The 21,999-nt window shown below is 69.6% G+C and carries 22 protein-coding genes; 10 read left to right on the top strand and 12 right to left on the bottom strand.

Annotated features, from left to right (window positions below; all coding sequences use genetic code 11):
- Positions 1-4 precede the first annotated feature (4 nt).
- Entirely contained in the window at positions 5-757 is a 753-nt protein-coding gene (locus tag ACFYTS_RS07905) for a glycosyltransferase family A protein (RefSeq protein ID WP_357281903.1), read from the top strand.
- Positions 754-2,337, top strand: coding sequence for a class I adenylate-forming enzyme family protein (locus tag ACFYTS_RS07900; RefSeq protein ID WP_387302203.1), 1,584 nt, complete (start codon positions 754-756; stop codon positions 2,335-2,337). The genes ACFYTS_RS07905 and ACFYTS_RS07900 overlap by 4 nt, the downstream gene beginning before the upstream one ends.
- On the opposite strand, the gene ACFYTS_RS07895 is transcribed toward ACFYTS_RS07900, so the two are convergent.
- From ACFYTS_RS07895 to ACFYTS_RS07885, 3 genes are all read right to left on the bottom strand, one after another.
- Positions 2,311-3,849 carry a hypothetical protein gene (locus tag ACFYTS_RS07895; protein ID WP_387302201.1) on the bottom strand — a complete coding sequence of 513 codons (1,539 nt, stop codon included), beginning with the start codon at positions 3,847-3,849 and terminating at the stop codon, positions 2,311-2,313. The genes ACFYTS_RS07900 and ACFYTS_RS07895 overlap by 27 nt on opposite strands.
- 71 nt (positions 3,850-3,920) lie before the next feature.
- Positions 3,921-5,126, bottom strand: a complete 1,206-nt coding sequence (locus ACFYTS_RS07890; protein ID WP_387302845.1) for an Ig-like domain-containing protein — start codon at positions 5,124-5,126, stop codon at positions 3,921-3,923.
- 97 nt (positions 5,127-5,223) lie between these two features.
- Positions 5,224-6,315, bottom strand: coding sequence for a UDP-N-acetylmuramate dehydrogenase (locus ACFYTS_RS07885; protein WP_387302843.1), 1,092 nt, complete (start codon positions 6,313-6,315; stop codon positions 5,224-5,226).
- 44 nt (positions 6,316-6,359) lie between these two features.
- On the opposite strand from ACFYTS_RS07885, the gene ACFYTS_RS07880 reads away from it, so the two are divergent.
- From ACFYTS_RS07880 to ACFYTS_RS07870, 3 genes are all read left to right on the top strand, one after another.
- Complete coding sequence (locus ACFYTS_RS07880; protein WP_357281907.1) at positions 6,360-6,845, top strand: DUF2505 domain-containing protein; 486 nt, start codon at positions 6,360-6,362, stop codon at positions 6,843-6,845.
- A gap of 31 nt (positions 6,846-6,876) precedes the next feature.
- Entirely contained in the window at positions 6,877-7,392 is a 516-nt protein-coding gene (locus ACFYTS_RS07875) for a DUF2505 domain-containing protein (protein ID WP_357281909.1), read from the top strand.
- A gap of 68 nt (positions 7,393-7,460) precedes the next feature.
- Positions 7,461-8,162 carry a class I SAM-dependent methyltransferase gene (locus ACFYTS_RS07870; protein WP_387302199.1) on the top strand — a complete coding sequence of 234 codons (702 nt, stop codon included), beginning with the start codon at positions 7,461-7,463 and terminating at the stop codon, positions 8,160-8,162.
- 110 nt (positions 8,163-8,272) lie between these two features.
- Here ACFYTS_RS07870 and ACFYTS_RS07865 read toward each other — a convergent pair whose 3' ends face one another.
- Both ACFYTS_RS07865 and ACFYTS_RS07860 read right to left on the bottom strand, forming a co-directional pair.
- Positions 8,273-9,760, bottom strand: coding sequence for a hypothetical protein (locus tag ACFYTS_RS07865; protein WP_387302197.1), 1,488 nt, complete (start codon positions 9,758-9,760; stop codon positions 8,273-8,275).
- Between the two features lie 82 nt (positions 9,761-9,842).
- Complete coding sequence (locus ACFYTS_RS07860) at positions 9,843-10,457, bottom strand: hypothetical protein (RefSeq protein WP_357281913.1); 615 nt, start codon at positions 10,455-10,457, stop codon at positions 9,843-9,845.
- Between the two features lie 112 nt (positions 10,458-10,569).
- Between ACFYTS_RS07860 and ACFYTS_RS07855 the strand changes: the two genes are divergently transcribed.
- Positions 10,570-11,763, top strand: a complete 1,194-nt coding sequence (locus ACFYTS_RS07855; RefSeq protein ID WP_387302195.1) for a DUF2993 domain-containing protein — start codon at positions 10,570-10,572, stop codon at positions 11,761-11,763.
- Positions 11,764-11,773: 10 nt separating this feature from the next.
- Here the strand turns inward: ACFYTS_RS07855 and deoC are convergent, their stop codons facing one another.
- The gene (gene deoC / locus ACFYTS_RS07850) at positions 11,774-12,400 is read right to left on the bottom strand and encodes a deoxyribose-phosphate aldolase (RefSeq protein ID WP_387302193.1); all 627 of its coding nucleotides are present in this window, start codon (positions 12,398-12,400) and stop codon (positions 11,774-11,776) included.
- A 95-nt stretch (positions 12,401-12,495) separates the two neighbouring features.
- Between deoC and ACFYTS_RS07845 the strand changes: the two genes are divergently transcribed.
- Entirely contained in the window at positions 12,496-13,056 is a 561-nt protein-coding gene (locus ACFYTS_RS07845; protein WP_387302191.1) for a GNAT family N-acetyltransferase, read from the top strand.
- A gap of 58 nt (positions 13,057-13,114) precedes the next feature.
- Entirely contained in the window at positions 13,115-13,996 is an 882-nt protein-coding gene (purU, locus tag ACFYTS_RS07840; RefSeq protein WP_387302189.1) for a formyltetrahydrofolate deformylase, read from the top strand.
- A 61-nt stretch (positions 13,997-14,057) separates the two neighbouring features.
- Here purU and ACFYTS_RS07835 read toward each other — a convergent pair whose 3' ends face one another.
- The 6 genes from ACFYTS_RS07835 to ACFYTS_RS07810 all read right to left on the bottom strand — a co-directional run bounded on the left by ACFYTS_RS07835 (position 14,058) and on the right by ACFYTS_RS07810 (position 19,472).
- Complete coding sequence (locus ACFYTS_RS07835; RefSeq protein ID WP_387302187.1) at positions 14,058-15,062, bottom strand: alpha/beta fold hydrolase; 1,005 nt, start codon at positions 15,060-15,062, stop codon at positions 14,058-14,060.
- Positions 15,063-15,210: 148 nt separating this feature from the next.
- Positions 15,211-16,233: an alpha/beta hydrolase gene (locus ACFYTS_RS07830; protein WP_357281923.1), complete on the bottom strand. Its 1,023-nt coding sequence runs from the start codon at positions 16,231-16,233 to the stop codon at positions 15,211-15,213.
- A 169-nt stretch (positions 16,234-16,402) separates the two neighbouring features.
- Positions 16,403-16,699: a DUF2516 family protein gene (locus ACFYTS_RS07825; RefSeq protein WP_357281925.1), complete on the bottom strand. Its 297-nt coding sequence runs from the start codon at positions 16,697-16,699 to the stop codon at positions 16,403-16,405.
- 130 nt (positions 16,700-16,829) lie between these two features.
- On the bottom strand, positions 16,830-17,507 hold the full coding sequence (locus ACFYTS_RS07820; protein WP_357281926.1) for a heparin-binding hemagglutinin: 678 nt from the start codon (positions 17,505-17,507) through the stop codon (positions 16,830-16,832).
- Entirely contained in the window at positions 17,504-18,040 is a 537-nt protein-coding gene (locus ACFYTS_RS07815) for a helix-turn-helix transcriptional regulator (protein WP_357281927.1), read from the bottom strand. The genes ACFYTS_RS07820 and ACFYTS_RS07815 overlap by 4 nt, the downstream gene beginning before the upstream one ends.
- 136 nt (positions 18,041-18,176) lie before the next feature.
- Positions 18,177-19,472, bottom strand: a complete 1,296-nt coding sequence (locus tag ACFYTS_RS07810; protein WP_357282049.1) for a DUF445 family protein — start codon at positions 19,470-19,472, stop codon at positions 18,177-18,179.
- A 186-nt stretch (positions 19,473-19,658) separates the two neighbouring features.
- Here ACFYTS_RS07810 and ACFYTS_RS07805 point away from each other — a divergent pair, with 186 nt between their 5' ends.
- The gene (locus ACFYTS_RS07805; protein ID WP_379092058.1) at positions 19,659-20,399 is read left to right on the top strand and encodes a TetR/AcrR family transcriptional regulator; all 741 of its coding nucleotides are present in this window, start codon (positions 19,659-19,661) and stop codon (positions 20,397-20,399) included.
- Between the two features lie 129 nt (positions 20,400-20,528).
- Complete coding sequence (locus tag ACFYTS_RS07800) at positions 20,529-21,962, top strand: AarF/ABC1/UbiB kinase family protein (protein WP_357281928.1); 1,434 nt, start codon at positions 20,529-20,531, stop codon at positions 21,960-21,962.
- Positions 21,963-21,999: the final 37 nt, after the last annotated feature.

Here is a 21,999-nt window from a genome sequence, read left to right as displayed (position 1 = left end):
AGCCATGAACGACCTGTGGGTGATCGTGCCCGCCTACAACGAGGAACACGGCATCACCGCCACCCTGGCGGCACTCGCCGGGCAGCGGGACCGGGACTTCACCGTCGTGGTGGTGGACAACAACTCCACCGACGCCACCGTGAAGGTGGTGCGCGACTTCGCCCTCGCGCATCCGGAGCCGCGGATCGAGATCATCACCGAGGAACACAAGGGCACCGGCGCGGCCGCCGACACCGGCATGCGCCACGCCATCGCGGCCGGGGCCACCCGCCTGGCCCGCACCGACGCCGACTGCCTGCCCGCCCCCGACTGGACCGCGCGGATCCGGGCCGCCTTCGACTCCGGCCTGCGCCTGGTCAGCGGTCAGCTCATCCCCCGCACCGACGAGGGCGTGAGCCTGCTGGACCGCACCGTCATCCGGGTCGCCCTCGAGGTGGCCTCGCAGTTCGGGAAACTCCGGCCCGGCAACCAGGATCCGCGCTACCTGGGCCCGTACGTCATGACGCCCGGCTGCAATATGGCCATCACGGCCGAACTGTACGAGGCCGCGGGCGGTTTCCCGCGCACCGCCATCGAGGAACTGCACGAGGACCGGGCCCTGGTGAACGCGGTCCGCACGCTCACCACCGACTACGGGCTGCGCCGCGACGTGCGGGTGTACGGGTCCAATCGGCGCGTGAAAGCCTGGGGTGTGCGCAAGACCCTCGCCTGGTACGCCGACCACCGCTACAAACCGGAGCTGGTGGACATCCGGTGACGTCTGGATACCCGTCGACGGGCGAGGATTTCGTCGCGCTGCTGCGTGAGCAGGTGCTGCGCACCCCCGACGCCCCCGCCCTCGGCATGATCGGCGAACGGCCGCTGAGCTTCGCCGAACTCGACGCCCGCATCCGCCTGGTGGTGAAACGCCTGCACAGCAAGGGCTTCGAGCCCGGCGACCGGATGCTGTTCTCCATCCGGCCCTGCGTGGACGCGGTGGTGCTGGTGTTCGGGACCATCGCGGCGGGCGGCAGCATCGTGTTCGTCGACCCCGGCGTCGGTCCCGAATTGTTCGCGCGCCGACTGGAATTGGTGAAACCCGTCTGGGCCGCCACCGAATCACTGCTCTACCTGCTGAGCGGGCCGCTCCAGAAGTACGGCCGCCGGCTCGGCCTCTCGCTACCGGAATTCGGGCGGCTGCCGGTGCGCCACATCCACAGCGGCCCGCGCCTCCCCGGGACACCGCGCGGCTCCATCCCGCTCGGCCGCCTGATCGGCTCCGAACCCGGCTGGTCCGGCCCCGCCACCGGCGCCGTCGTGGACGCGCCGGTCGAGGATCCCGACGCCGAGGCGCTCATCGTCTTCACCTCCGGCACCACCGCGGACCCGAAAGCCGTGGTGCACACCCGCGGTTCGCTGGGCGCGGGCCTGGCCGCCGTGGCGGGCTCCACCACCCTGATGCCCGGCTCCCACCTGCACACCGAGCAGCTGATGATGGGCGTGCCCGCGGTGCTGGAGGGGGCGCGCTGGTCCATGCCGCGCTATCCCCGCTTCAGCACCCACGTCGATCCGCTCGGCTTCGCCCGCACCCTCGGCCCGGCGGGCAGCCCGGACAGCGCCACCCACGCCTTCCTCACCCCCGCCGACCTGGCGGTGATCCTCGACGCCGTCGACGCCGGGCGGCTGACCGCACCGGCCCACCTCGAGGAGATCTCCCTCGGCGGCGCGCCCGTCACCACCGCGCTGCTGCGCCGCGCCCGCGCCGCCCTCCCCGGCACCGAATTCCTGGCTGTCTACGGCATGACCGAGATCCTGCCGGTGGCAATCACTTCCGGCGCCGACAAACTCGCCTTCGAGGGGGCGGGCGACCCGCTCGGCTTCCCGTGCGACGGCGTGGACGCGCGCATCGCCGACGACGGCGAACTCATCCTCTCCGGCCCCAACCTGTGCCGCGGTTACCTCGGCGAACCCCCGCTGAAGGAGATCGCCACCGGCGACCTGGCCCGCTTCGACGGCGGCACCCTGGTCCTGATGGGCCGCAAGAAGGACATGATGATCCGCGGCAAGACCAATATCTATCCGGGGCTGTACGAACCGGCCATCGTGGGCGTCGAGGGCGTCCGCGAGGCCGTCATGATCGGCATCCCCGACGAGATCGGCGACGAGCGCATCGTCCTGGCCGTCGTCGCCGACCTGAACGCCACCGACGTCGAGGCCCGCCTCCGCCGCGAATTACCCGCCCTCATCGACGTTTCCGCCCTGCCCGACGACATCGTCCTGGTCGACGAGATCCCCGTGGCCGGCCGCACCAGCAAGCCCGACCGCGCCGAACTACGCGCCCGCCTGCAACGGCGCTGACGGATCCGGCCGCCGCGCCAGCACGGCCAGCACCGCGTCCGCGAAAGCCTCCGCCCGCGCCGCCGGCAACGCCGGTTCGGCATGGCAGAACCCGAGGTACATCTCGGCGTGCGCCGTCGTGACCGCGACCGTCATGACGCTCACGCACGAATTCGACGCGGCCACCCGTAACCCCGAAAGCCGCCACGCCCCGGCCTTTTCCGGAAACTCGACCCGCCCCAGATTCGTGACCGACACATTCCACGGCGCACGCCGATCCACCAGTTCCGCCAGCCGCCGCCCGGATTCCAGGGTGCGCGGCGTCCCGAACCGCATCCCCGCCACCGTCGCCAGATGCCGCCCCTGCCGCACGCCACGATCCAACTGCCGCTTCACCGCCCGCGCCGCCTCCCACAGCGAAACACCGCGCCCGAACGGCACGAACCCGACCAGCACCGGTGCGTACACCCCCAGCTCCTCCGAATCCACACGCGGACTGAGCGATTCCCGGAAATCCACCGGCGACCCGACTCCCACGGCACCGCGCCCGCGGGCCGCCCCGGCATCCCGCGCGCCGATCGCCAGGCCCTCCCGAGGTCCGAACCTCGAGACCCGACGCGCCGCTGTCCTCGCGCCCGGCCCGGACGTCGTGCACCGGCCTCCCGAGGGCTCCGCACCCCCCGCCGCCTCGGCAGCCGCAGTCGGGATCTCCCGGGGCGCCTCGGCGTCGATCAACCCGGATTCCCCCTCGCCGATGACGTCGGCGACCGCGGCCGCCAGGGCCGCGTGCACGGTCACCCCGGCTCGGCGGCAATCGATGATCAAGGAGGCCAGCGCTTCCCGGCCGAGCACCCGGTGCACGACCCTGGTCCGCCGCTCGGACAACGCCGCCACCGTGCCGGTCAGCCGTTGTGGTCGCCGCACCAGCGCGCCGATCTGGTCGGCCAAGGTGGTGTGCGCCCAGCGGCGGAAGCCGCGCGCGCCCCGGGGAATCAGGTCGTCCGCGGCCGGGACCGGAGGCCGCGTGGCTACCGGCCCGGGCGGATCCGACGCGTAGTCGATCAGCTTGCGCAGCAACGCCAGCAGGGAGCGGCCGTCCGCGATGATGTGGGAGATCGTCAGAACGATCTCGTGGTTTTCGCCGTCGGAATCCGCCCCGGCGACGATGTCGGTGATGCGCGCCAAGCCGTTCGCGATGTCGATGGGTTCGGCGATTTCGGCGTCGACCACGCGCACCCAGTCCCCGGAATCACGGGATTGGATCCGCCGCACCGGAATTCGCGGTGCGGGTAGTGGGCGCAACCACGGATCACTGCCCACATTGTCCGAAATGCCCATCCGCAGTAGCGGATATTCCGCGACCAGGATCGCCGCCGCGGATTCCAGCCGCCCGACCGGAATCCGCCCGTCGACGCGGACGCGCGCGGTGCAGTTGGCCGGCGACATCCGGTCGATGATCCAGAACCATCGCTCCGAAGGACTCAGGGCGCGCCCGGAATCCGTTGCCGCCGCTCCCTTTCGGCCCGCGACCATGGACGCTCCTCACCACGGCGTTACTCGGCGAGGACCCTAACCCGGCGGTCGCGGGCGCGCGATTCGAGCGGTCAGCGACCGCCGACCGGCTGGGGCGCGAGCGGGGTGGCCGAGATCTGGTTGTGCGGTTCGCCCTGCAGGGCGGACAGGCCCTTCCAGGTCTCCCAGTCGATGGTCCAGTCGTAGATGTCGCCGTCGGCCGCCGACAGCTGGATACGGGTGCCGGTGACCTCGACCGGATCGCCGTAGAGCGCGGTCGGGAAGTAGGCCTGGGCATCGGCGGTGCTGAGGTTGATGCAGCCGTTGGTGACGTTCGAATTGCCCTGGGCGGAAGCCGATTGCGGATTGGCGTGAATGAACTCGCCATTGTTCGAGATGCGCACGGCCCAGCGTTCCCGCACGTTCGTGTAGAACGGCGGATTCGACATCATGAAGTCCTCGTACTTCTCCGTCACCACGTGAATGCCGGAGCGGGTGACATTGCGGTCCTCGTTGCCCTCGCCGTAGCTGCACGCGAAGTCGAAGATGGTCGCGCCGTCCCGCACCACCTGGACGCGGTGGCTGGGCGCGGAGGCCTTCACGATCTGGGCGCGGCCGATGCGGAAGTCGGAGGTGAGGTCGGAGTCGCCGAACAGACCGCCGCCCATGTCCAGGCCGTACAGCTTGGCGCCGAGGTGCACGGTGGTGCCGGGCTGCCAGTACTCGCGGGGCCGCCAGTGCGCGCGCGAGCCGCCGTTGTCGTCCTGCAGCCAGGCCCAGGAGCCCTCGGTGGCCGGGGTGGCGGTGACGGTGAGCGCCTTCTCGACGGCTGCCTTGTTCTCGACGTGCCCCTTGAACTGGAGCATGATCGACGCGGCGATGCCGACCTCCTGCCCGTCGCCGATATTGACGGTGGCGGGAGCGGTCTTCTTGGGGTTGACGGTGCTGAACTTGCCGTCGATGGCGACCGGCTTGTTGTCGGTGCCGATGGCGGTGCCGGACCAGGTGTAGGTGACGCCGTAGCCGAGCGGCTCGTTCACCGTGAATTTGCTGCGAGTGGCATCGAATGTGCCGGCTACCTGTTTGCCATTGGCATTGGTCAGCGCCAGCTGGTCGATCCGCCCGTTGGTGACGGTGACGGTGACCGGCGTGGTCGGGTTGACCTGCTCGGCGCCGGCGGCCGGTTCCAATTTCACGGTCGCGACGGGTTCGGCAGGTTTGGCCGTGCCGCCGTTCTTGTTCGACGACGAGCAGGCCGCCGCGATGACCGCTGTCGACGCCACCAGTGCGGCACGCATGGCCGACCGGCGGGACAGTCCTCGATTACTCACTTGTTCGACCCTACCCCCGCAAACCGTGTATCCCGGACGCTGTACTGGTGGTGGACACCACCCGCTACAGGCTCACTCCCACGGTCACGGGTTCGGGTTCCAGCTCGATGCCGAAGCGCTCGGCAACCCCTTCGCGAACCGTGCGGGCGAGGGTCGCCAGATCGGTCGCGGTAGCCGCGCCTCGATTGGTCAGCGCCAGCGTGTGTTTGGTCGACAACCGCGCCGGAGACCCGTCGCCCGGAAAGCCCTTGGCGAAGCCGGCGCGCTCGATGAGCCAGCCCGCCGAGAATTTTACCCCGCCCTCGGCCGGGTAGGTGGGCACGGTTACATCCGCGCCGAGATGTGAGGCGATCGCGGCGCGCACGGCTTCCACCCGCTCGTCCGGAATAACGGGATTGGTGAAAAACGAACCGGCACTCCAGGTGTCGTGATCGGCCGGGTCCAGCACCATGCCCTTGCCCGCCCGCAACCGCAGCACCACCTCGCGCACATCGGCGGCCGGCCGGGACTCGCTCTCGGCCGCGCCCAGCGCGCCGGCCAGTTCCCGGTACCCCAGCGGCGCGCTGGAACCGTCCGCGCGCAGCGCGAATTCGACGGCCAGCACCACCGCGGCGGAACTGTGCTTGAGAATCGAAGTGCGGTACCCGAATCCGAGCTCCTCGGGCGCGACCCAGCGGATCTCCCCGGTGGCCCGGTCCAGCAAGCGCACCCTGCGCAGCAAACTCGCCACCTCGACGCCATAGGCGCCGACATTCTGCACCGGTGTGGCGCCCGCGGAACCCGGGATGCCGGACAGGCATTCGAGGCCGCCGAGCCCGGCCGCCACCGTGGCCGCCACCACCGCGTCCCAGTTCGCGCCCGCCTCGGCGAGCACCGAGTCCGCTCCGATCTCCACGCCGTCGGTGGCGATCCGCACCACGACCCCGTCGAAGCCGTCGTCACCGATGAGCAGGTTGGAGCCGCCCGCGACGAGCAGCACCGGAATCCCGGCCGCGTCCAGTTCCCGGACCGTCGCCACCAGTGCTTCGGTGGTCTCGCAGTCGGCCACCGTGGCCGGGCCGCCGACCCGCAGGGTCGTCAGTTCCGCCAGCGGGACCCCGGCACGCAGCCGCGCACCGGTCGCCGCCAGCAGGTCCCGCAGGTCGTCGAACGACACCACCCGAGAAGTACGCACAGGCACAGACGGTAGCGTGTCCGACCATGGCGACACCTCTGGCCTTCACTGGGCACTCGACACATCCCATGGCCGCGGTGCGCGCTGCGTTCGCGAACGAGCAGTACTGGAAGGACCGCATCGAGGCGGTCGGCGGCCCCAACGCTCGCATCGAGAGCCTCGCCATCAACGGTGACCAGGTGCGTGTCGACATGGTCCAGACCATCCCGGCCGCGGAACTGCCCGCCCAGATCACCGCGATCAAGCCCGACGGCCTGACGATTCCGCGCACCGAGATCTGGCACGGCAGCGGCGGCACCGTCGAGGCATACGTGGACGGCGCGCCCGCGACCATCACCGGCAGCCTCACCGTCACCGAGGACGGCACCGGCTCCACCTTCGTGGTCGACGCCACCATCGAGGTGAAGATCCCGCTGTTCGGCAAGAAGATCGAGGCGGCCATCCAGCAGCACCTCACCGAACTGCTGGAGCGCGAGGCCGAGTTCACCGACAATTGGCTGAGTTCTCACTGACCGAGGTCGCCCGGCAGTAACCTGAGCGATCGTGGCCCGCCGACTCGACTATTCCGCGCGGTATTCGCTGCACACCACCCACCAGGTGTACGCGGCGATGACGAACCGTGAGCACTGGGACGCCCGCATCGAGGAACTGCGCAAGCATTCCCCGAACGACATCGTCAGCCTGGAGTCCGGCGACGACGGCATCACGGTCGAACTACGTCACGTGCTGCCCCGCGACACCCTGCCCGAGATGGCGCAGATGGTGGTGCACAAGGACATGGTGATCACCCGCCGGGAAACCTACGGGCCGTACGGTCCCGAGGTGACCGGCGCCTACACCGCCGAAATCCCCGGCAGCCCGGGCACTCTCGGCGGCAGCATGCGGCTGTTTCCCACCGAGACCGGCTGCACCCTGCGCACCTCCTCGCGGGCCCAGGTCAATGTTCCGTTCCTCGGGCGCAGGCTCGAACAGCTCATGCTGGTGAATCTGGTGGACCTGTTCCGCGCCGAAGCCGAGGTGACGAAGGTTTGGCTGGATCAGCAGCACCCCGTCGGGTAACCAAACCCATCGGCACGATCACCCGTGGCACCACCGGGATCAACCGGTTGCGCCGCGGGGACCGGTGGATGACGCACGACCCGCTCGTCACCGGAAGATTGCTGGACGCCGCGGATCCACTGGTGGTGGATCTCGGTTACGGGGCCAGCCCGGTCACCACCCTGGAGCTGGCGGCCCGGCTGCGGACCGTGCGGCCCGATCTCCGCGTGGTCGGCCTGGAGATCGATCCCGAACGGGTGGTCCCGGGCCGGGACGGAGTGGTGTTCGCCCGCGGCGGTTTCGAACTCGCGGGTCTGCGACCGACCCTGGTGCGCGCCTTCAACGTGCTGCGCCAGTATCCGGAATCCGCTGTCCCCGAAGCCTGGTCGACCATCCAGTCCGGGCTGGCCCCCGACGGCCTGCTCCTCGACGGCACCTGCGACGAACTCGGCCGCCGCTGCGCCTGGGTCCTCCTGGATCGCACCCGCCCGCTGTCCCTCACCCTGGCCTGGGACCCCTTCACCGTCGACACGCCCTCCGACATCGCCGAACGCCTCCCCAAGGCCCTCATCCACCGCAATATCCCCGGCGAACCCATCCACACCCTGCTGACCGCCGCCGACCGCGCCTGGTCCGTCGCCGCGCCGCTGGCCCCCTACGGCCCCCGCGTCCGCTGGCGCCACGCCGCGAACCTGCTGCGCGAGCAGGGTTTTCCGCTCCGCGCCTACCGCCGCCGCCTGCGGGACAACACTCTGACGGTGCCGTGGTCCGCCGTCGCGCCGCTGCCCTGAGCGAGTCCCGCGAGTTACCCTGTCCCCCTATGGTCCCCACACTCCGGCCCCCGACGGGGCACCAGTGGCCGACCGCAGGCTGCACTGATCCGCGGGTACCCACGCGCGGATCAGTGGAGCTTGTGGAGCAGGTCCCGCACCATGCCGGAGACCGCGGCCGGAGCGAGCAGCGACCGCGGTGCGAAGGGCTGCCGCCACAGACCGCCGTGGGCGGCGCCCGCCGCGAACAGCGCTTCCGGGTTGGAGATTCGCGGCTCGTCGGGCGCGTACAGGTCGGCGACCAGCTTCGCGGCGAGCAGGGTTCGCGCGGTGGCGGGGTCGAAGATCTCGATGCCGAAGCGGGAGGACGCCCGGTACGCGGCCGCGCGCCAGCCGTTCTCGCGGGCGAGACCGCGGGTCCAGGCCGGCGGGGCCACCGTGAACGACACCGGGCAGCCCGCCGCGGCGGCCAGCACCGCCCGCCAGCGCGGCAACCGTTGCGCCAGTGCGTAATCCGGCCCGGCCAGCGCGGGCAGGTTGTCGAACAGCCCCCACGCGCCGCCCTCGGTGTCGAAGATCGGGCGGGTGTAGTTGAGCCGGTACAGCGAGCGCGGCGCGACCCGGTGCAGCAGATCCTGCGCATTGCCGCGGAAACCGCGCTGCGCCAGGTGATCCCGGGCCGCCGCCACCACCGAGGCCGGAACCGCGTAGGTGTCGGTCGGCGAGCCCAGCATGGCCAGCGCCGCATCGGGGTGATGCCGCAGCACCGCGTCGGCGAGTACATCGGAGGCCACCGCCAGCCGCACCCCGGCGGCACCGGGCAGCCCGGCGTAGAGCCCGAGCACCGGCCGCGCGTCACTGTGCGCGGTGATCCATTGCGCCAGAGCCGGAAAGCCTCGGGAGATGTCGACACCGGGTTCGCCGTCCGCGACGGGGTAGCGCATCACCCCCGCGCCGGACTTGGCGGCCGCCCGCAGCCGCTCCCAGCGCACCCGCCCCGGCCGATCGACCGCGAGCACTTCCGCGCCCCAGTTCAGCAGCGGCCGCAGCGGACCGAGTTCCGCGCCCGCGCCGGTCACGGTGACCCGGAAACCGGGCAGCGCCAGCCACTCCGGATGGTCGATGACCCGCTCGATCGCGGCCACGAAATCGGCTTCCAGGATGCCGTGGGTCTGCCATTCGGCCAGGCGCAGCCGCAGCGCGTCCTCGGCCAGCAGCAATCCGCGCCACGGCACCTCGAGCCGCTTCACCGCCGCGGCCTCGCCGGCCACCGCGGCGGTCTCCAGCCCGGCGCCGTCGGCCGCGGCGTCCACGTCGACGGTGTCCAGGGCCGCGACCGTGCGGCCGACGGTGAACCGCAGCATGTGCCGCACCGAGCGCAGTCCGGCCTCGGCCATGCCGATCGAGATCTCGGGCGCGCTGATCGCCAGCGCCGTCATGCCCCGGAAGACGCGGTGGTAGCCGTGCCGCCAGTCGCGGCAGGTCTCCACGGATTGCGCCAGGTCGGCGTCGTAGGGCCGGATCGCGTCGGCGACGACGGCGGCCGAGAACATGTCCGCGATCCGTTCGGGCGGGCCCGGCGGAAACACCAGATCCCACACGCCAGCACCGGTCCCCATACCAGTCACCCTGCCACGAATCGCGCGCCCGCAAAACTCGAAACCCGCACGCCGCGCTCCCCGGAATGCCGTCCGGCGAACGCTACCGGTGATCTTCCTGCGCGCGAGCCAGCGCGCGTTGCAGCCGGGCCGCGGTGGCCGGGTCCAGAGCCGCACTGGCGGAACGGATCTCGGCCCGCGCGCACCGGTGGATGGCGACCGCGTCGGAGACCACCTCGTCCAGGGCGGCCTGCCCGATCCCGGCCTCGGCCAGATCCATGACGGTGCGCAGCGGCGTCGTCACCAGGAACGCGCCCGCCGATTCCACGTCCTTGCGCGCGAAACTGCGCCGCAGCACCACCAGCCGCGGCGACAGCGGGAACCGCCCGACCCGCGCCGACAGGTGCACGAACCGCGGCCGCAGCCGGCCCAGCCCGTGCAGTTCGGCGGCGCTGTGGTGGGAGACGGCGGCCGCCCCGTCGAACCAGGCCGACCACATGGCGTACTCGTCCAGCGGCCCGTCGGGCCAGTCGGCCAGCCGTAGCAGCCCCACCCCCGACCGCAGCACGCTGCCGTCGCGTAATCCGTCGCGGATCCGGACCTCACATCCGGTGCGCAGTACCTGTCGGGTGGTGAAGTATCCCGCGTGCCGCCCGGCCTGCTCCCGCAACGCGTCCCATCCGTGTTCCGGATCCCCCGGTGCCGCGTTCCCAGCCATGGCACTCAGGATAAGCCGGACCCATGTGTGTTATGTCACATTCCGCGGCTGTGTGCCGACACCTCACAGGATGCACAGAGCTAACACAGAAAGCTCGGGAAGAATCGCCCCCATGAGTTCGGAACCCACCTCGGACGACGCAACCAAGCGCGACACCTCCGCCGCGCAGCCGGTCGACCCCACCGTGCGGCCCGGCGACTCCACGGCGCAGCCGGTCGACCTCGATAAACCAGACGGCACGCCCACCGAGGTCCTAGGTGCGAGACAGGACGCGGCCACCGACTGGTGGAACGATCCCGCCCACACCGGCACCCCGGCCACCCCCGATCCCGACGTCCAGCCCACCCAGGTCCTGCACCCCGGCGAGGCCGCCTACGCGGCGGGCGCGACCGGCCATCCCGGCACCGGCTCGACGCCGACCGCCGACACCGCGAAACTCGCGAACGGCACCGGCCCGACCGCGGTTCTGCCGGGCGGACCCGGTTATCCGGCAGGACCTTCGGGTCCGATCACCCAGTCCGGCGGTATGCAGATGCCACCGGGCACTCCACCTCCCCCGGCGAAAGCCGGTGGCGGACAGACCGGTTCATCCGGTCCGCGGCGCAGCCGCAAGAAGACCCTGCTGATCGTCACCCTGGTGGCCGCACTACTGGTCGCGGGCGGACTCGCCGGCGGCGAGGCCTGGGCCCGCCACAAGGTCCAGAAGTGCATCAGCTCGCAGTTCGAGGCCCAGATGGGCTCCAAGATCGACGTCTCGTTCGGCTGGAAGCCGCTGCTGCTCACCATGATCGACCACAAGGTCGGCGAGGTCACCGTGCAGAGCGACGATTCCAAGTTCGGCCCGGCCCAGGGCATGGTCGTGCACGCGACCTTCCACGACGTCGAGACCAAGGACGGCGGCAAGCAGGCCAGCGTCGGCAGCTCCAACGCCGACGTCACCTGGAGCAATGACGGCATCACCCAGACGATGGCCGGTCTGGTCTCGGCCACCGCCTCCGATCCCGCCACCGGCACACTGAGCTTCGCGGTGCTGGGCGGCCTGGCCCAACTGCAGGTCAAGCCGAAGATCGTGGACGGCAAGATCGAGGTCGAGACGCTGCAGGCGTCGCTGCTCGGCTTCGGGCTGCCCACCGATCTGGTCTCGGGCATCGTCCAGCTCATGACCGAGAGCCTGCAGACCTACCCGATGGGGTTGACCCCCAACAAGGTCGAGGTCACCAAGGAGGGCCTGCACATCACGCTGCAGGGCGGAAACACCGTGCTGCAGGCGGATCCGAACGCGCAGCAGCAGCCCATCCTCTGCTGACCGGCCGCCGCTAGACCGGAAACCCTTCCAGCACCGCGCGAGACCGGGACAGACCCAGCCGGGTGGCGCCGGCGGCGATCAACTCCGCCGCCTGCGCCGCGTCCCGGATCCCGCCGCTGGCCTTCACCCCGAGCCGCCCGCCGACCGTCTCGGCCATGAGCCGCACCGCATGCGCGCTCGCGCCGCCCGCGGGGTGAAAACCGGTGGAGGTCTTCACGAAATCCGCGCCCGCGCGTTCCGCGGCCCGGCACACCTCCACGATGGCGTCATCGCTCAACGCCGCCGCTTCGATGATCACCTTGAGCAGGGCGCGATCTCCCACCGCCTCCCGCACGGTGACGATGTCGGAGAGCACGGCACCGTACTCGCCCGCGCGCGCCGCGCCGACGTCGATGACCATGTCCACCTCGGCCGCGCCCTGCTCCACGGCGAGCCGCGCCTCGGCCCCCTTCACCAGCGAATGATGTTTGCCGGAAGGGAAACCCGCGACCGTGGCCACCACCAGACCGGGCGCGCGCACCGGCAACATGGACGGCGACACGCAGATCGCGAACACCCCCAATTCGCGCGCCTCGGCCACCAGCGCGGTCACATCAGCGGGGGTGGAATCGGGTGACAGCAGTGTGTGATCGATCATCTCCGCCACGTCAGAGCGGGAAATCTTCGGCATGAGCACCGAGTTTGGCACATCTTTGTTGCGGGCCGCCGCCGCTGTCACGCAGACTTGTAGGCGTGCTGATCCGTCGTGAACGTACCGGCGATGCCGCCGCGATCGACGCGGTACACCGCGGCGCTTTCGGCGCGAGCCCCGATCGCCGCGCGGCTGCCGACGGCGATTCCCCTTCCTCCCACGTCTCCGGCGACCCCGTCGAAGTGGGCCTGGTGCACAAGCTGCGCGACGACGCGGCCGTCTGGGTCCCGACCCTGTCACTGGTGGCGGAGGTCCACGATCAGGTGGTCGGCCACGTCTGCCTCACCCGCGCGACCGTGGGCCCATTCCCGGTGCTCGCGCTGGGGCCGCTCGGGGTGCTCCCGAACCATCAGGCCGCGGGCATCGGCTCGGCCCTCATGCACGCCGCCCTCGGGGCCGCGGACGCCCTCGACGAGCCCCTCGTGGGCCTGCTGGGCAGCCTCGAGTACTACCCGCGCTTCGGCTTCGTACCCGGCACCCGGGTGGGCGTCATTCCGGACCAGCCGGACTGGGCCACCCACTTCCAGGTCCGCACCCTCACCGCCTACGAACTCGAGATCAAGGGCGACTTCCACTACGCCGAGGCGTTCTACACGCTCTGACCGGGGCGTGCTTCACCCCTGTGCCGCGAGCCGGGCGGTTGCTGGGAGTATGTCCCTCATGAGTTCCACCCTGGACGACCGTCGCTACGTGCTCACCCTGGGCTGCCCGGACCGTCCCGGCATCATCGCCCGCATCACCTCGTTCATCGCCGATTTCGGCGGGTCGATCGTGGAGGCGGGTTACCACTCCGACCTGGAGACCGGGTGGTTCTTCACCCGGCAGGCCATCAAGGCCGCCACCGTGCCGTTCGACCTGGACGAGCTGCGCGACCGGTTCACCGCCGTCGCCGCCGAGCTGGGCCCGGAGACCGACTGGCAGCTGCACGACTCCGGGGAACGCCGCCGCGCGGTGCTGCTGGTCTCCAAGGACGGCCACTGCCTGCACGACCTGCTGGGCCGCGCCGCCTCCGGCGAGCTGCCCGCCACCATCGAGGCCGTCATCGGCAACCACCCCGACCTGGCGGCGATGACCGAGGCGCACGGCATCAAGTTCCACTACATCCCGTTCCCGAAGGATCCGGCCGAACGCGGTCCCGCCTTCGAGCAGATGCGGGATCTGGTCGACGCCCACGACCCGCACGCGGTGGTGCTGGCCCGCTTCATGCAGGTGCTGCCCGCCGAACTGTGCGAGCACTGGGCGGGCAAGGCCATCAATATCCACCACAGCTTCCTGCCGTCCTTCGTCGGAGCGCGCCCGTACCACCAGGCGTTCGCGCGCGGCGTGAAGCTGATCGGCGCGACCTGCCACTACGTGACCGCCGAACTGGACGCGGGCCCGATCATCGAGCAGGACGTCACCCGCATCGACCACTCCGACACCGTGCGCGACATGGTCCGGCAGGGCCGCGACATCGAGCGCGTGGTGCTGGCCCGCGGTCTGCGCTGGCATCTGGAGGGCCGGGTGCTGGTGCACGGCCGCCGCACCGTCGTCTTCGAATAGGACCCCGAAAAGCCAACGCCCGCCCCGGCTTTCCCGGGGCGGGCGTTGTCGTTGGTCCGGCTCAGCCGGCGACGGCGACCGGGTCGCGGCGCGACCGGCGGATGACGCGGTGCAGCTCCACGTTGAACGCCTTCTCGGCCTCGATGTTCACCAGATGCCCGGTGGGCAGGATGGTGTACCGGTCGAGATGTCCGGCGACGGCGAGGGTGTCGGCGATCTCGCGCGAATGCACCTCCGGCAGCAGCCGATCGTGCGAACCCGCGACCACCGCGGTCGGAACCGTCAAATGCGCCGCGGCGCCGTGCAGGTCGAGTTCGAGCAGGCCCCGGGCCACGGCAGCGCGTACCGACGGACGGCAGGACCGGACGATCGAGGTGCCGAAGAGGATCTGGTCGCGGGTGGCTTCCGGGGTCATCAGCCGATGCTTGGCGATCAGGTTGACCGCGGGACCGCCGGGCAGTGGCACCGGGGTGCCGAACAACGCCAGCGCCAGCCAGTCCGGACCCGGGATCACGTCATTGAGCAACGGAATCACGGTGGCGCGGTTGGGAATCTGCCGCGCGGCGGTGGTGGCGAGCAGCACCGCCGAAGCCCGATGCCGGACCTGGTGCGGATAGCGTTCGGCCCACGCCTGAATGGTCATGCCGCCCATGCTGTGCCCGACCAGCACCGCGCGGCGGCCCGGGGCCAGCACCGCGTCGAGCAGGTCGGAGAAGTCGTCCGCGAGCTGATCGGCGCTGAAAAGGCGCGTGCCGCTCTCGCTTTCGCCGTGGCCGCGCTGGTCGAAGGCGATCACCCGGTACTCGCCCGCGAAGGCGTTGATCTGCGGGTTCCAGTATTCGATGGCACAGGACCATCCGTGCGCCAGCACGATCACGTCACCGTCGGCCGGACCGTAGGCGTGGACGCGCAGCTTCGCGCCGTCCCGCGTGGTGACGGGGAGGACCTCGGTGGGGCGCGGGGAGTTGAGCGATGCGGTCCGGTAGGCCCGGGACCGCAGCCCGGAACGGAAGGGCGCGGTGAGCGCGTCGACGCCGACACCCGCCTCTGGCAGTTTCACCAGCATGAGCACTCCTTTGTGTTCCAGACCACAGTATCGCGCTAACCGGGGTGCTTGCAACAGCAAGCGGGTATATATCTTCTTGCTATACAACAATGTTCGCGGTGCGCGACCTCACGAATAAGGTCCCCCAGGGGTGAGCGAGACCCACCCCTCAGGCGCCCACCACCTTCGCCGGAACCCCGAAAGCGGCCCCGGCGACGCGCGCGAGTTCGGCATTGAACTCCCGATAGGCCTCCACATTGCCGAGGTGCCCGGTCGGCAGCACCCGATAGGCGTCCAGACTGCCGGTCTCGGCGAGCATCTCCACGATCCGCTCCGCGTGCACCGGCGGGGTCATGTCGTCGGCCGAACCCGCGATGACGGTGGTCGGCACCGTCAGGTTGGCCGCACCGCGCCCGACGTCCAGGTAGGACAACAGGGTTCCGAACCGCCCACGCACGCGAGCCGGGCAGGACCGCACGATATTGAGGCCGAAGTCGGCGATGTCGCCGACCGACGCCAGGCTCATGACCTGGCGGCGGAACACCCACCGCACGGGCTTGACCGGCGGGAACAGGATCGGCGCGCTCAGCCCGAGCAGACCCGCCCGGAACGGCAGCGCGGCGGCGCCGCGGTTGAGGAACGGGACCACGGTGGTCTCGGCGATCAGGTCGCCGGCCGCGGTATTGGTGAGCAGCACCGCGAGCAGCTGCTTCTGCACGCGCCGCGGATAGCGGCCCGCCCAGGCCTGAATCGTCATGCCGCCCAGGCTGTGTCCCACCAGCACGGCCCGCCGGCCCGGCCGCAGTGCCGCGTCGAGGACCTCAGCCAGATCGTCGGCGAGCTGATCGGTGGTGAGCGGGGCGGTGCCCTCGTCGCTCTCCCCGTGCCCGCGCACGTCGTAGGCGATCACGCGGTATTCACCGGCGAAGGCGTTGATCTGGGGATTCCAGTATTCGAGACAGCAGGTCCAGCCGTGCACCAGCACGATCACATCGCCGTCGGCGGGACCGTAGGCGTGCACCCGCAGCCGCGCGCCGTCGGAGGCGGTGACCGGCAGGACCTCGTAGGGTCCGGCGGGCGGATTCAGATCCGCGGTGCCGTAGGTCCGGGTGCGCAGGTCGGCCCGGTGCGCGAGCACCAGGTCACGGACCTTCCGGCCGAGGTCCGCAGGGTGAGGCAGCGTTGCCCGCATAGGACACTCCTTTGTGTTACTGATAGATACAGTAACCCGCAGTACCGGGTGCTAGCTAGTGCAAGCACCCGAAAAGTTCCCCAGTCGGAATCCACCGCACACCGTGCCGGGCACAAAAAAGAGGCCGCCACCCGGTGATCCGGGTGGCGGCCGAAGTTCTCGGGCCCGACTACCAGCGCGGCCCGCGCTGGATCTCATCGACCTTGGGGCGCACATCGGCCAGGTAGACACCGGTCGCGACCACCGCCGCGATACCGAGGAACCCGACCGCGGTCTGCCCCAGCAGCAACCCGCCCAGCGACGCCAGCAGAATGGCGATCCACACCGGCTTGGTCAGCTTGTCCACGGCCGTGAAGGCATCCGGACGCTGCCGAATCGCGTGCACGAGGGCGAACACTGTCATGCCCATCGCGGCCAGCCACAAGACCCACAGAATCAGTCCGGGTATTCCCATCACGCCACCCATCATACGGAGCGAAGACCCGGCCACCGCGACTTCCGGGCACGACACGAATCCGCGCGGCCCCCGAAACGAGCGTCGCCCCCGCGCACCGGAGTGCGCGAGGGCGACAAGCTCTTTCGCGGAACGCGAAGACCTACTTCTTGGCCGGGGCGGCCTTCTTGGCGGGCGCGGCCTTCTTGGCCGGAGCCTTCTTGGCCGGAGCGGCCTTCTTGGCGGCGGGGGCCTCGTCCTCGACCGGAGCGGTCTCGGTGGTCACGTCCACGACCTCGGCGTCGACGGTCTCGTCGGCCGGGGCCTCCTCTTCCTTGGCGGTGAAGCCGAGGTACGGGCCGACCTGGTCGGTGACCTTGCCCAGCACGTCCTGGGTCTGGGCCAGCAGGTCGTTGTAGCGGGACTCGACGAGCTCGAAGCGGTCCTCGAAGGCCGGGTTGGCGCGCAGCTTCTCGACGGTCTCCTCGCCGCGGGCGGCCAGGTCGGCGTAGAAGTCCAGCAGCTGGTGGTAGTACTGGTCGACCAGCTTGCGCAGCTCTTCGGGGGTGGCCTTCTCGCGCAGCTCGGCCAGGTCCTCGGGCAGCTCGGACGGCAGCGCCTGCACGCGCTGGCGCAGCGTCTCGGCCTGCTCCTGCAGGTCGGCCGGGAGGTTGGCGAAGCGCTCGCGAGCCTCGTCGATGCGCCCCTGCACGTCGGCGGAGTTGGCACGCTCACGGATCTGCGAGACGGCGTCGGTCACGACGGCATAGAGGGCGTCGCCGGCGCCGACGGTGGCGTAGATCGGCTTGGTGACGGTTGCGGTCAGATTCGATTCGGTCATGATGGTTCGCTCTCCTGGCGTGGCGGAACTTCGGTTGTGCGGTGCGGAACTTCGTTGTCCCTGTTTCCCCCGGGAACGCCCCCCATTAGCTCCGTTGCGTCCCCTCTGTCCTCGTTAGCCTGGTTCTCCCGGCAAAACGATTCATAGATGTCCAAGAGGACCTGCTTCTGACGTTCGGTCAGACCGTTGTCGGCCAGCAGGGCATCACGGACCGGGCCGTGCGGCCTCTGCTCGAGGTACCCGGCCCGCATGTACAAGACCTCCGAGGAGACCCGCAGACCCTTGGCGATCTGCGCGAGTACCTCGGCGGACGGGTTCCGCAGTCCGCGCTCGATCTGACTCAAGTACGGATTGCTCACCCCCGCCAGCTGTGCGAGCTGCCGCAGCGAGACCTGAGCGGCCTCGCGTTGCGAGCGGATGAAGCCCCCGATGTCGTGAGCCGCGTTGGCTACGCGGCCCGACCGATCTCCGGCGGCGGACGTCTCCGCTGCGTCGCCTTCGATCGGTTCGGGAACCTCGGGATCGTGCTTCATCACTCACCTTCCGGCGGTTGTGGGGCCAATTCTAGGACGGGGTGCTAACTCTTGCAAGCGCTCTGTTAGCACGCCCTATCGATGCCAGGTCGGCAAACACTCAGCGCTTCAACAGAAGCGCCAATTGGTCAATTGTTCAGCCATTGAACAGCAAATGCGAAACGGTGTAGATCACAAGGCCCGCAAGCGAACCCACCACCGTGCCGTTGATGCGAATGAATTGCAGGTCCTTGCCCGCCGCCAATTCGATCTTGCGCGAAGCCTCCTCGGCATCCCAGCGCGCCACCGTGTCGCTGACCAGACCCGCGAACTCGGCGCCGTAGTTGGCGACCAGGTAACGGACGCCCCGTTCCAGCCAGCCGTCCACCTGATCGCGCATCGCCGGGTCCGAGGACAACCGCTCACCCAACTGCAACACGTTCTCCGACACCTTGCGCCGCAAGGTCGAATTCGGATCGTCGGCCGATTCCAGGATCACCCGCTTGGCCGCCCGCCAGGTGGCCTGCGCCATCCCGGTGACCTCGCGCCGGCCCATCAGCTCGGTCTTGATCTTTTCCGCCTTCTCGATCATCGCCTCGTCGAATTGCAGATCGTGGGCGAATTCCTCGAGGAAGCGATTCGCGGCCAGCCGCACCTCGTGATCGGGCTGGGTCCGCACCTTCCAGGTGAATTCCACCAGCTCTCGATAAATGCGTTCGGCCAGGAGCGAATTCACGAATTTGGGCGCCCACGAGGGAGCGTCCCGGTTCACGATGCGGTCGAGGGTCTCCTGCGAGTCCAGCGCCCACTGGTGCGCGCGCTCGGCCAGCAGATCCAGCAGCGGAGCCTGCCGGTTGTCGGCGATCAACTCGTTGAGGACCTTGCCGATGGGCGGGCCCCACAGCGGTTCCGCGATCCGCTTCACGATGGTCTGGTCGATGATCTGCTCGACGTCCTCGTCGCGCAGCACGCCGATCACCGCGCGCAGAATCGTCGCGCTCTCGTCGGAGATCCGTTCCGCGTTCGCCGGTTCTGCCATCCACCGGCCCAGCCGCAACGGAATCTGCGCGGAATTCACCTTCACGGCGACGGCGTCGGGCGAGAGGAAATTGGTGCGCACGAAGTCACCGAGGCCCTCCCCCACCTGATCCTTCTTCTTGCGGATGATCGCGGTGTGCGGGATCGGCAGACCCAGCGGATGCCGGAACAGGGCGGTGACGGCGAACCAGTCGGCCAGCGCGCCCACCATGCCCGCCTCGGAAGCGGCCTTGACGTAGCCCACCCACTCCCCGCCCCCGCCGCGGGAACTGATCCACGCGCAAACGATGTAGATGACGGTGGCCACGGCCAGGAAGCCCGTCGCGATGGCCTTCATACGCCACAGCTCGCGCTTCTTACCCTCTTCGTCCAGGAGATCGGCGAACGCTCCGCCGCCGGTGGGAACGGTCTTCATCGGCTTCGGCTCGGTCTGCTCGAGTACCCCGGCACTGCCGGCAGGTTGCTCCATAACTTCCATTCTGGCGCGTGCTGTGACGAACTCCCCGCCACCGGGCCCTTCCCGAACGGCGGCGATCCACAGCATGGGAGGCTTAAGCTGAATAGGCCCAGGCCCAGGACGCGAACAAGGAGCCAACGCAGCGTGACCACCAAAGGCAGCGTGAGTGCAGCCGTCGAGGCGGCCACCGGTCCACGCGGGGGTCGTGTGGACGGCCGCAAACGCCGCTGGCAGCAGCACAAGATCGACCGACGCGAAGAACTGGTGGACGGCACCCTCGCCGCCATCCGCAAGCGCGGCGGCGATGCCGGAATGGACGAGATCGCCGCCGAGATCGGCGTCTCCAAAACCGTGCTCTACCGGTACTTCTCGGACAAGCAGGATTTGACCCGCGCCACCATGGAACGGTTCATCGAGACCACCCTGATGCCGCGCATCTACGGCGCCATCAGCGACGACCTCGATGAATACCAATTGGTCCGCAACACGCTGGCGGCGTATGTGCACACCGTGGATTCGGACACCGATGTGTACCGGTTCATCATGGGCAACGGCGCGGCGACCGACACCTCCACCCTCGCCGACTTCGAGAAGTTGTTCGCGCAGGTGGTCTCCGCGGTCATCATCGACAAGTCCTTCGACCGCGGCCTGCAGACCGAAGGCGCCATGCTGTGGTCCTACGTGCTGGTCGGCGGCGTGCAGCTGGCGACGGACTGGTGGATCTCCAACCGCACCATGTCCAGCGAGGAAATGCTCGACTACCTCACCATGATGGCCTGGAGCGCCATCGAGGGCATGGTCCGCGCGGGCGGCGACCGCCATTACTTCAACTCGCGCCCCCACGTGCTACCCGATGCGGAGAACACCCCAAACAGTGCTAGCTGACGGCTAGCACTGGAGTTCCCAGTGTGGTTAGTCTGAGTTCGGCGGAGCGCACCCTCTGAGGCGCTCACATCACAGGGTTTCCGCCATGTCGGCACCAACGGGGGTGTTGGCTCCCATGGAGGGTCACTGATGGCGAAAGAGCTGCCCACATCCAGGCTCGCGCGGGGGACGAAGCTGGGAATCGCCGTAGCCGGTAATGCCTTGCGCGCCCAGAAGACCCGGCGCTCCATGCGCGGCAGATCCGAGGCGGTGCGCGCCCGGATGGCCGAGGAATCCATGATCCGGGCCACCGAGCAGATGGTCATGGTGCTGGGCACCATGAAGGGCGTCGCCATGAAGCTCGGGCAGATGCTGTCGGTGCTGGACCTGGACCTGGTGCCGCCCGAGCATCGGGAGCGGTTCCAGCGGCGGCTCGCGGTGCTGCGCGACAGCGCGCCCTCGGTGTCGTTCGAGGTGATGCGGGCGGTCATCGAGGAGGACTTCGGGCAGCCGCTGGAGAAGGTCTTCGCCGAATTCGATCCCGAACCCGTCGCCGCCGCCTCGATCGGGCAGGTCTACAAGGCGACCCTGCACGACGGCCGCGAGGTCGCGGTGAAGGTGCAGTACCCGGGCATCGACACCGCCGTCCGCGCGGACCTGAAGAACCTGGCCATGTTTCGCCGCATCCTGCAGTCCGCCATGCCGTGGGTGACCCCGGCCGTGCTCGACGAGCTGCGGCTGAACCTGGAGAGCGAACTCGACTACGTCGCCGAGGCCACTACCCAGAAGCAGATCTCGGACCTGTTCGCCGGGCACCCGTTCATCGTGGTGCCCACCACCTACCCGGAACTGTCCACCACCCGCGTGCTGGTCAGCGCGTACTTCCCCGGCCGCGGCTTCGAGGAGATCCGGGAAATGCCCGCGGCCGAACGGAATCGGATCGGCGAGATCATCTACCGGTTCTATGTGGGCTCGCTGTTCACCTTCAACGAGTTCTGCGGCGACCCGCACCCCGGCAACCTGCTGCTGGGCCCCGACGGCCGGGTCGCGTTCCTGGACTTCGGGCTCTACAACCGGATGGATCCCGAACACGTGCGCTTCGAGGCCGTCTGCATTCGCGCGGCCGCCGAGGAGCGGGCCGAGGACCTGCGCGACCTCATGGTGCAGCGCGGCGTCATCGAATCGCCCGAGGAGATCACGCCCGAGGAATGCCTGGAATACGTACTCGCCGCGTGTGAATGGGCGCTGGTGGACGAGGAACTCACCATCACCCCCGAATTGGCCTCCGGCGCCTTCGTACTCGCGGTGGACCCGCGGGCCACCGACTTCGAGGGCATGAAACAGCAGAATCTGCCGCCCGAGCACCTGTTCTCCCGCCGCGCCGACTTCCTGACCTTCGGCATGCTCGGGCAGCTGGAAGCGACCGGCAACTGGCACCGCATCGCGCGGGAGTGGCTGTACGGGGACGACCCGGTCACCGCACTCGGCCGCGCCCATCACGAATGGCTGGCGAGCCGACCGGCTCCCACGCCGACCACCGGGGCACCCACCAAGAAGCCCCGCAAGCGCGCCGCCAAGGCGTGACAAACCCGACTCGCGGGGCTCGGGCCGCCGCCTCCGC

It is taken from the genome of Nocardia sp. NPDC004151 (assembly GCF_042874235.1).
Lineage (GTDB): Bacteria > Actinomycetota > Actinomycetes > Mycobacteriales > Mycobacteriaceae > Nocardia.
This window is presented reverse-complemented; position numbering and strand designations above follow the sequence as displayed.

What these genes read in the sequence shown, in the direction of transcription:
- ACFYTS_RS07825 (WP_357281925.1), bottom strand. Translation starts at nt 16,699, where the DNA reads ATGGGTGGCGTGATGGGAATACCCGGACTGATTCTGTGGGTCTTGTGG.
- ACFYTS_RS07835 (WP_387302187.1), bottom strand. Translation starts at nt 15,062, where the DNA reads ATGCTGGTGAAACTGCCAGAGGCGGGTGTCGGCGTCGACGCGCTCACC.
- ACFYTS_RS07870 (WP_387302199.1), top strand. Translation starts at nt 7,461, where the DNA reads ATGACGCACGACCCGCTCGTCACCGGAAGATTGCTGGACGCCGCGGAT.
- ACFYTS_RS07855 (WP_387302195.1), top strand. Translation starts at nt 10,570, where the DNA reads ATGAGTTCGGAACCCACCTCGGACGACGCAACCAAGCGCGACACCTCC.
- ACFYTS_RS07880 (WP_357281907.1), top strand. Translation starts at nt 6,360, where the DNA reads ATGGCGACACCTCTGGCCTTCACTGGGCACTCGACACATCCCATGGCC.
- ACFYTS_RS07905 (WP_357281903.1), top strand. Translation starts at nt 5, where the DNA reads ATGAACGACCTGTGGGTGATCGTGCCCGCCTACAACGAGGAACACGGC.
- ACFYTS_RS07860 (WP_357281913.1), bottom strand. Translation starts at nt 10,457, where the DNA reads ATGGCTGGGAACGCGGCACCGGGGGATCCGGAACACGGATGGGACGCG.
- ACFYTS_RS07895 (WP_387302201.1), bottom strand. Translation starts at nt 3,849, where the DNA reads ATGGTCGCGGGCCGAAAGGGAGCGGCGGCAACGGATTCCGGGCGCGCC.
- deoC (WP_387302193.1), bottom strand. Translation starts at nt 12,400, where the DNA reads ATGATCGATCACACACTGCTGTCACCCGATTCCACCCCCGCTGATGTG.
- ACFYTS_RS07890 (WP_387302845.1), bottom strand. Translation starts at nt 5,126, where the DNA reads ATGCGTGCCGCACTGGTGGCGTCGACAGCGGTCATCGCGGCGGCCTGC.
- ACFYTS_RS07800 (WP_357281928.1), top strand. Translation starts at nt 20,529, where the DNA reads ATGGCGAAAGAGCTGCCCACATCCAGGCTCGCGCGGGGGACGAAGCTG.
- ACFYTS_RS07830 (WP_357281923.1), bottom strand. Translation starts at nt 16,233, where the DNA reads ATGCGGGCAACGCTGCCTCACCCTGCGGACCTCGGCCGGAAGGTCCGT.
- ACFYTS_RS07865 (WP_387302197.1), bottom strand. Translation starts at nt 9,760, where the DNA reads ATGGGGACCGGTGCTGGCGTGTGGGATCTGGTGTTTCCGCCGGGCCCG.
- ACFYTS_RS07815 (WP_357281927.1), bottom strand. Translation starts at nt 18,040, where the DNA reads ATGAAGCACGATCCCGAGGTTCCCGAACCGATCGAAGGCGACGCAGCG.
- ACFYTS_RS07820 (WP_357281926.1), bottom strand. Translation starts at nt 17,507, where the DNA reads ATGACCGAATCGAATCTGACCGCAACCGTCACCAAGCCGATCTACGCC.
- ACFYTS_RS07810 (WP_357282049.1), bottom strand. Translation starts at nt 19,472, where the DNA reads ATGAAGACCGTTCCCACCGGCGGCGGAGCGTTCGCCGATCTCCTGGAC.
- purU (WP_387302189.1), top strand. Translation starts at nt 13,115, where the DNA reads ATGAGTTCCACCCTGGACGACCGTCGCTACGTGCTCACCCTGGGCTGC.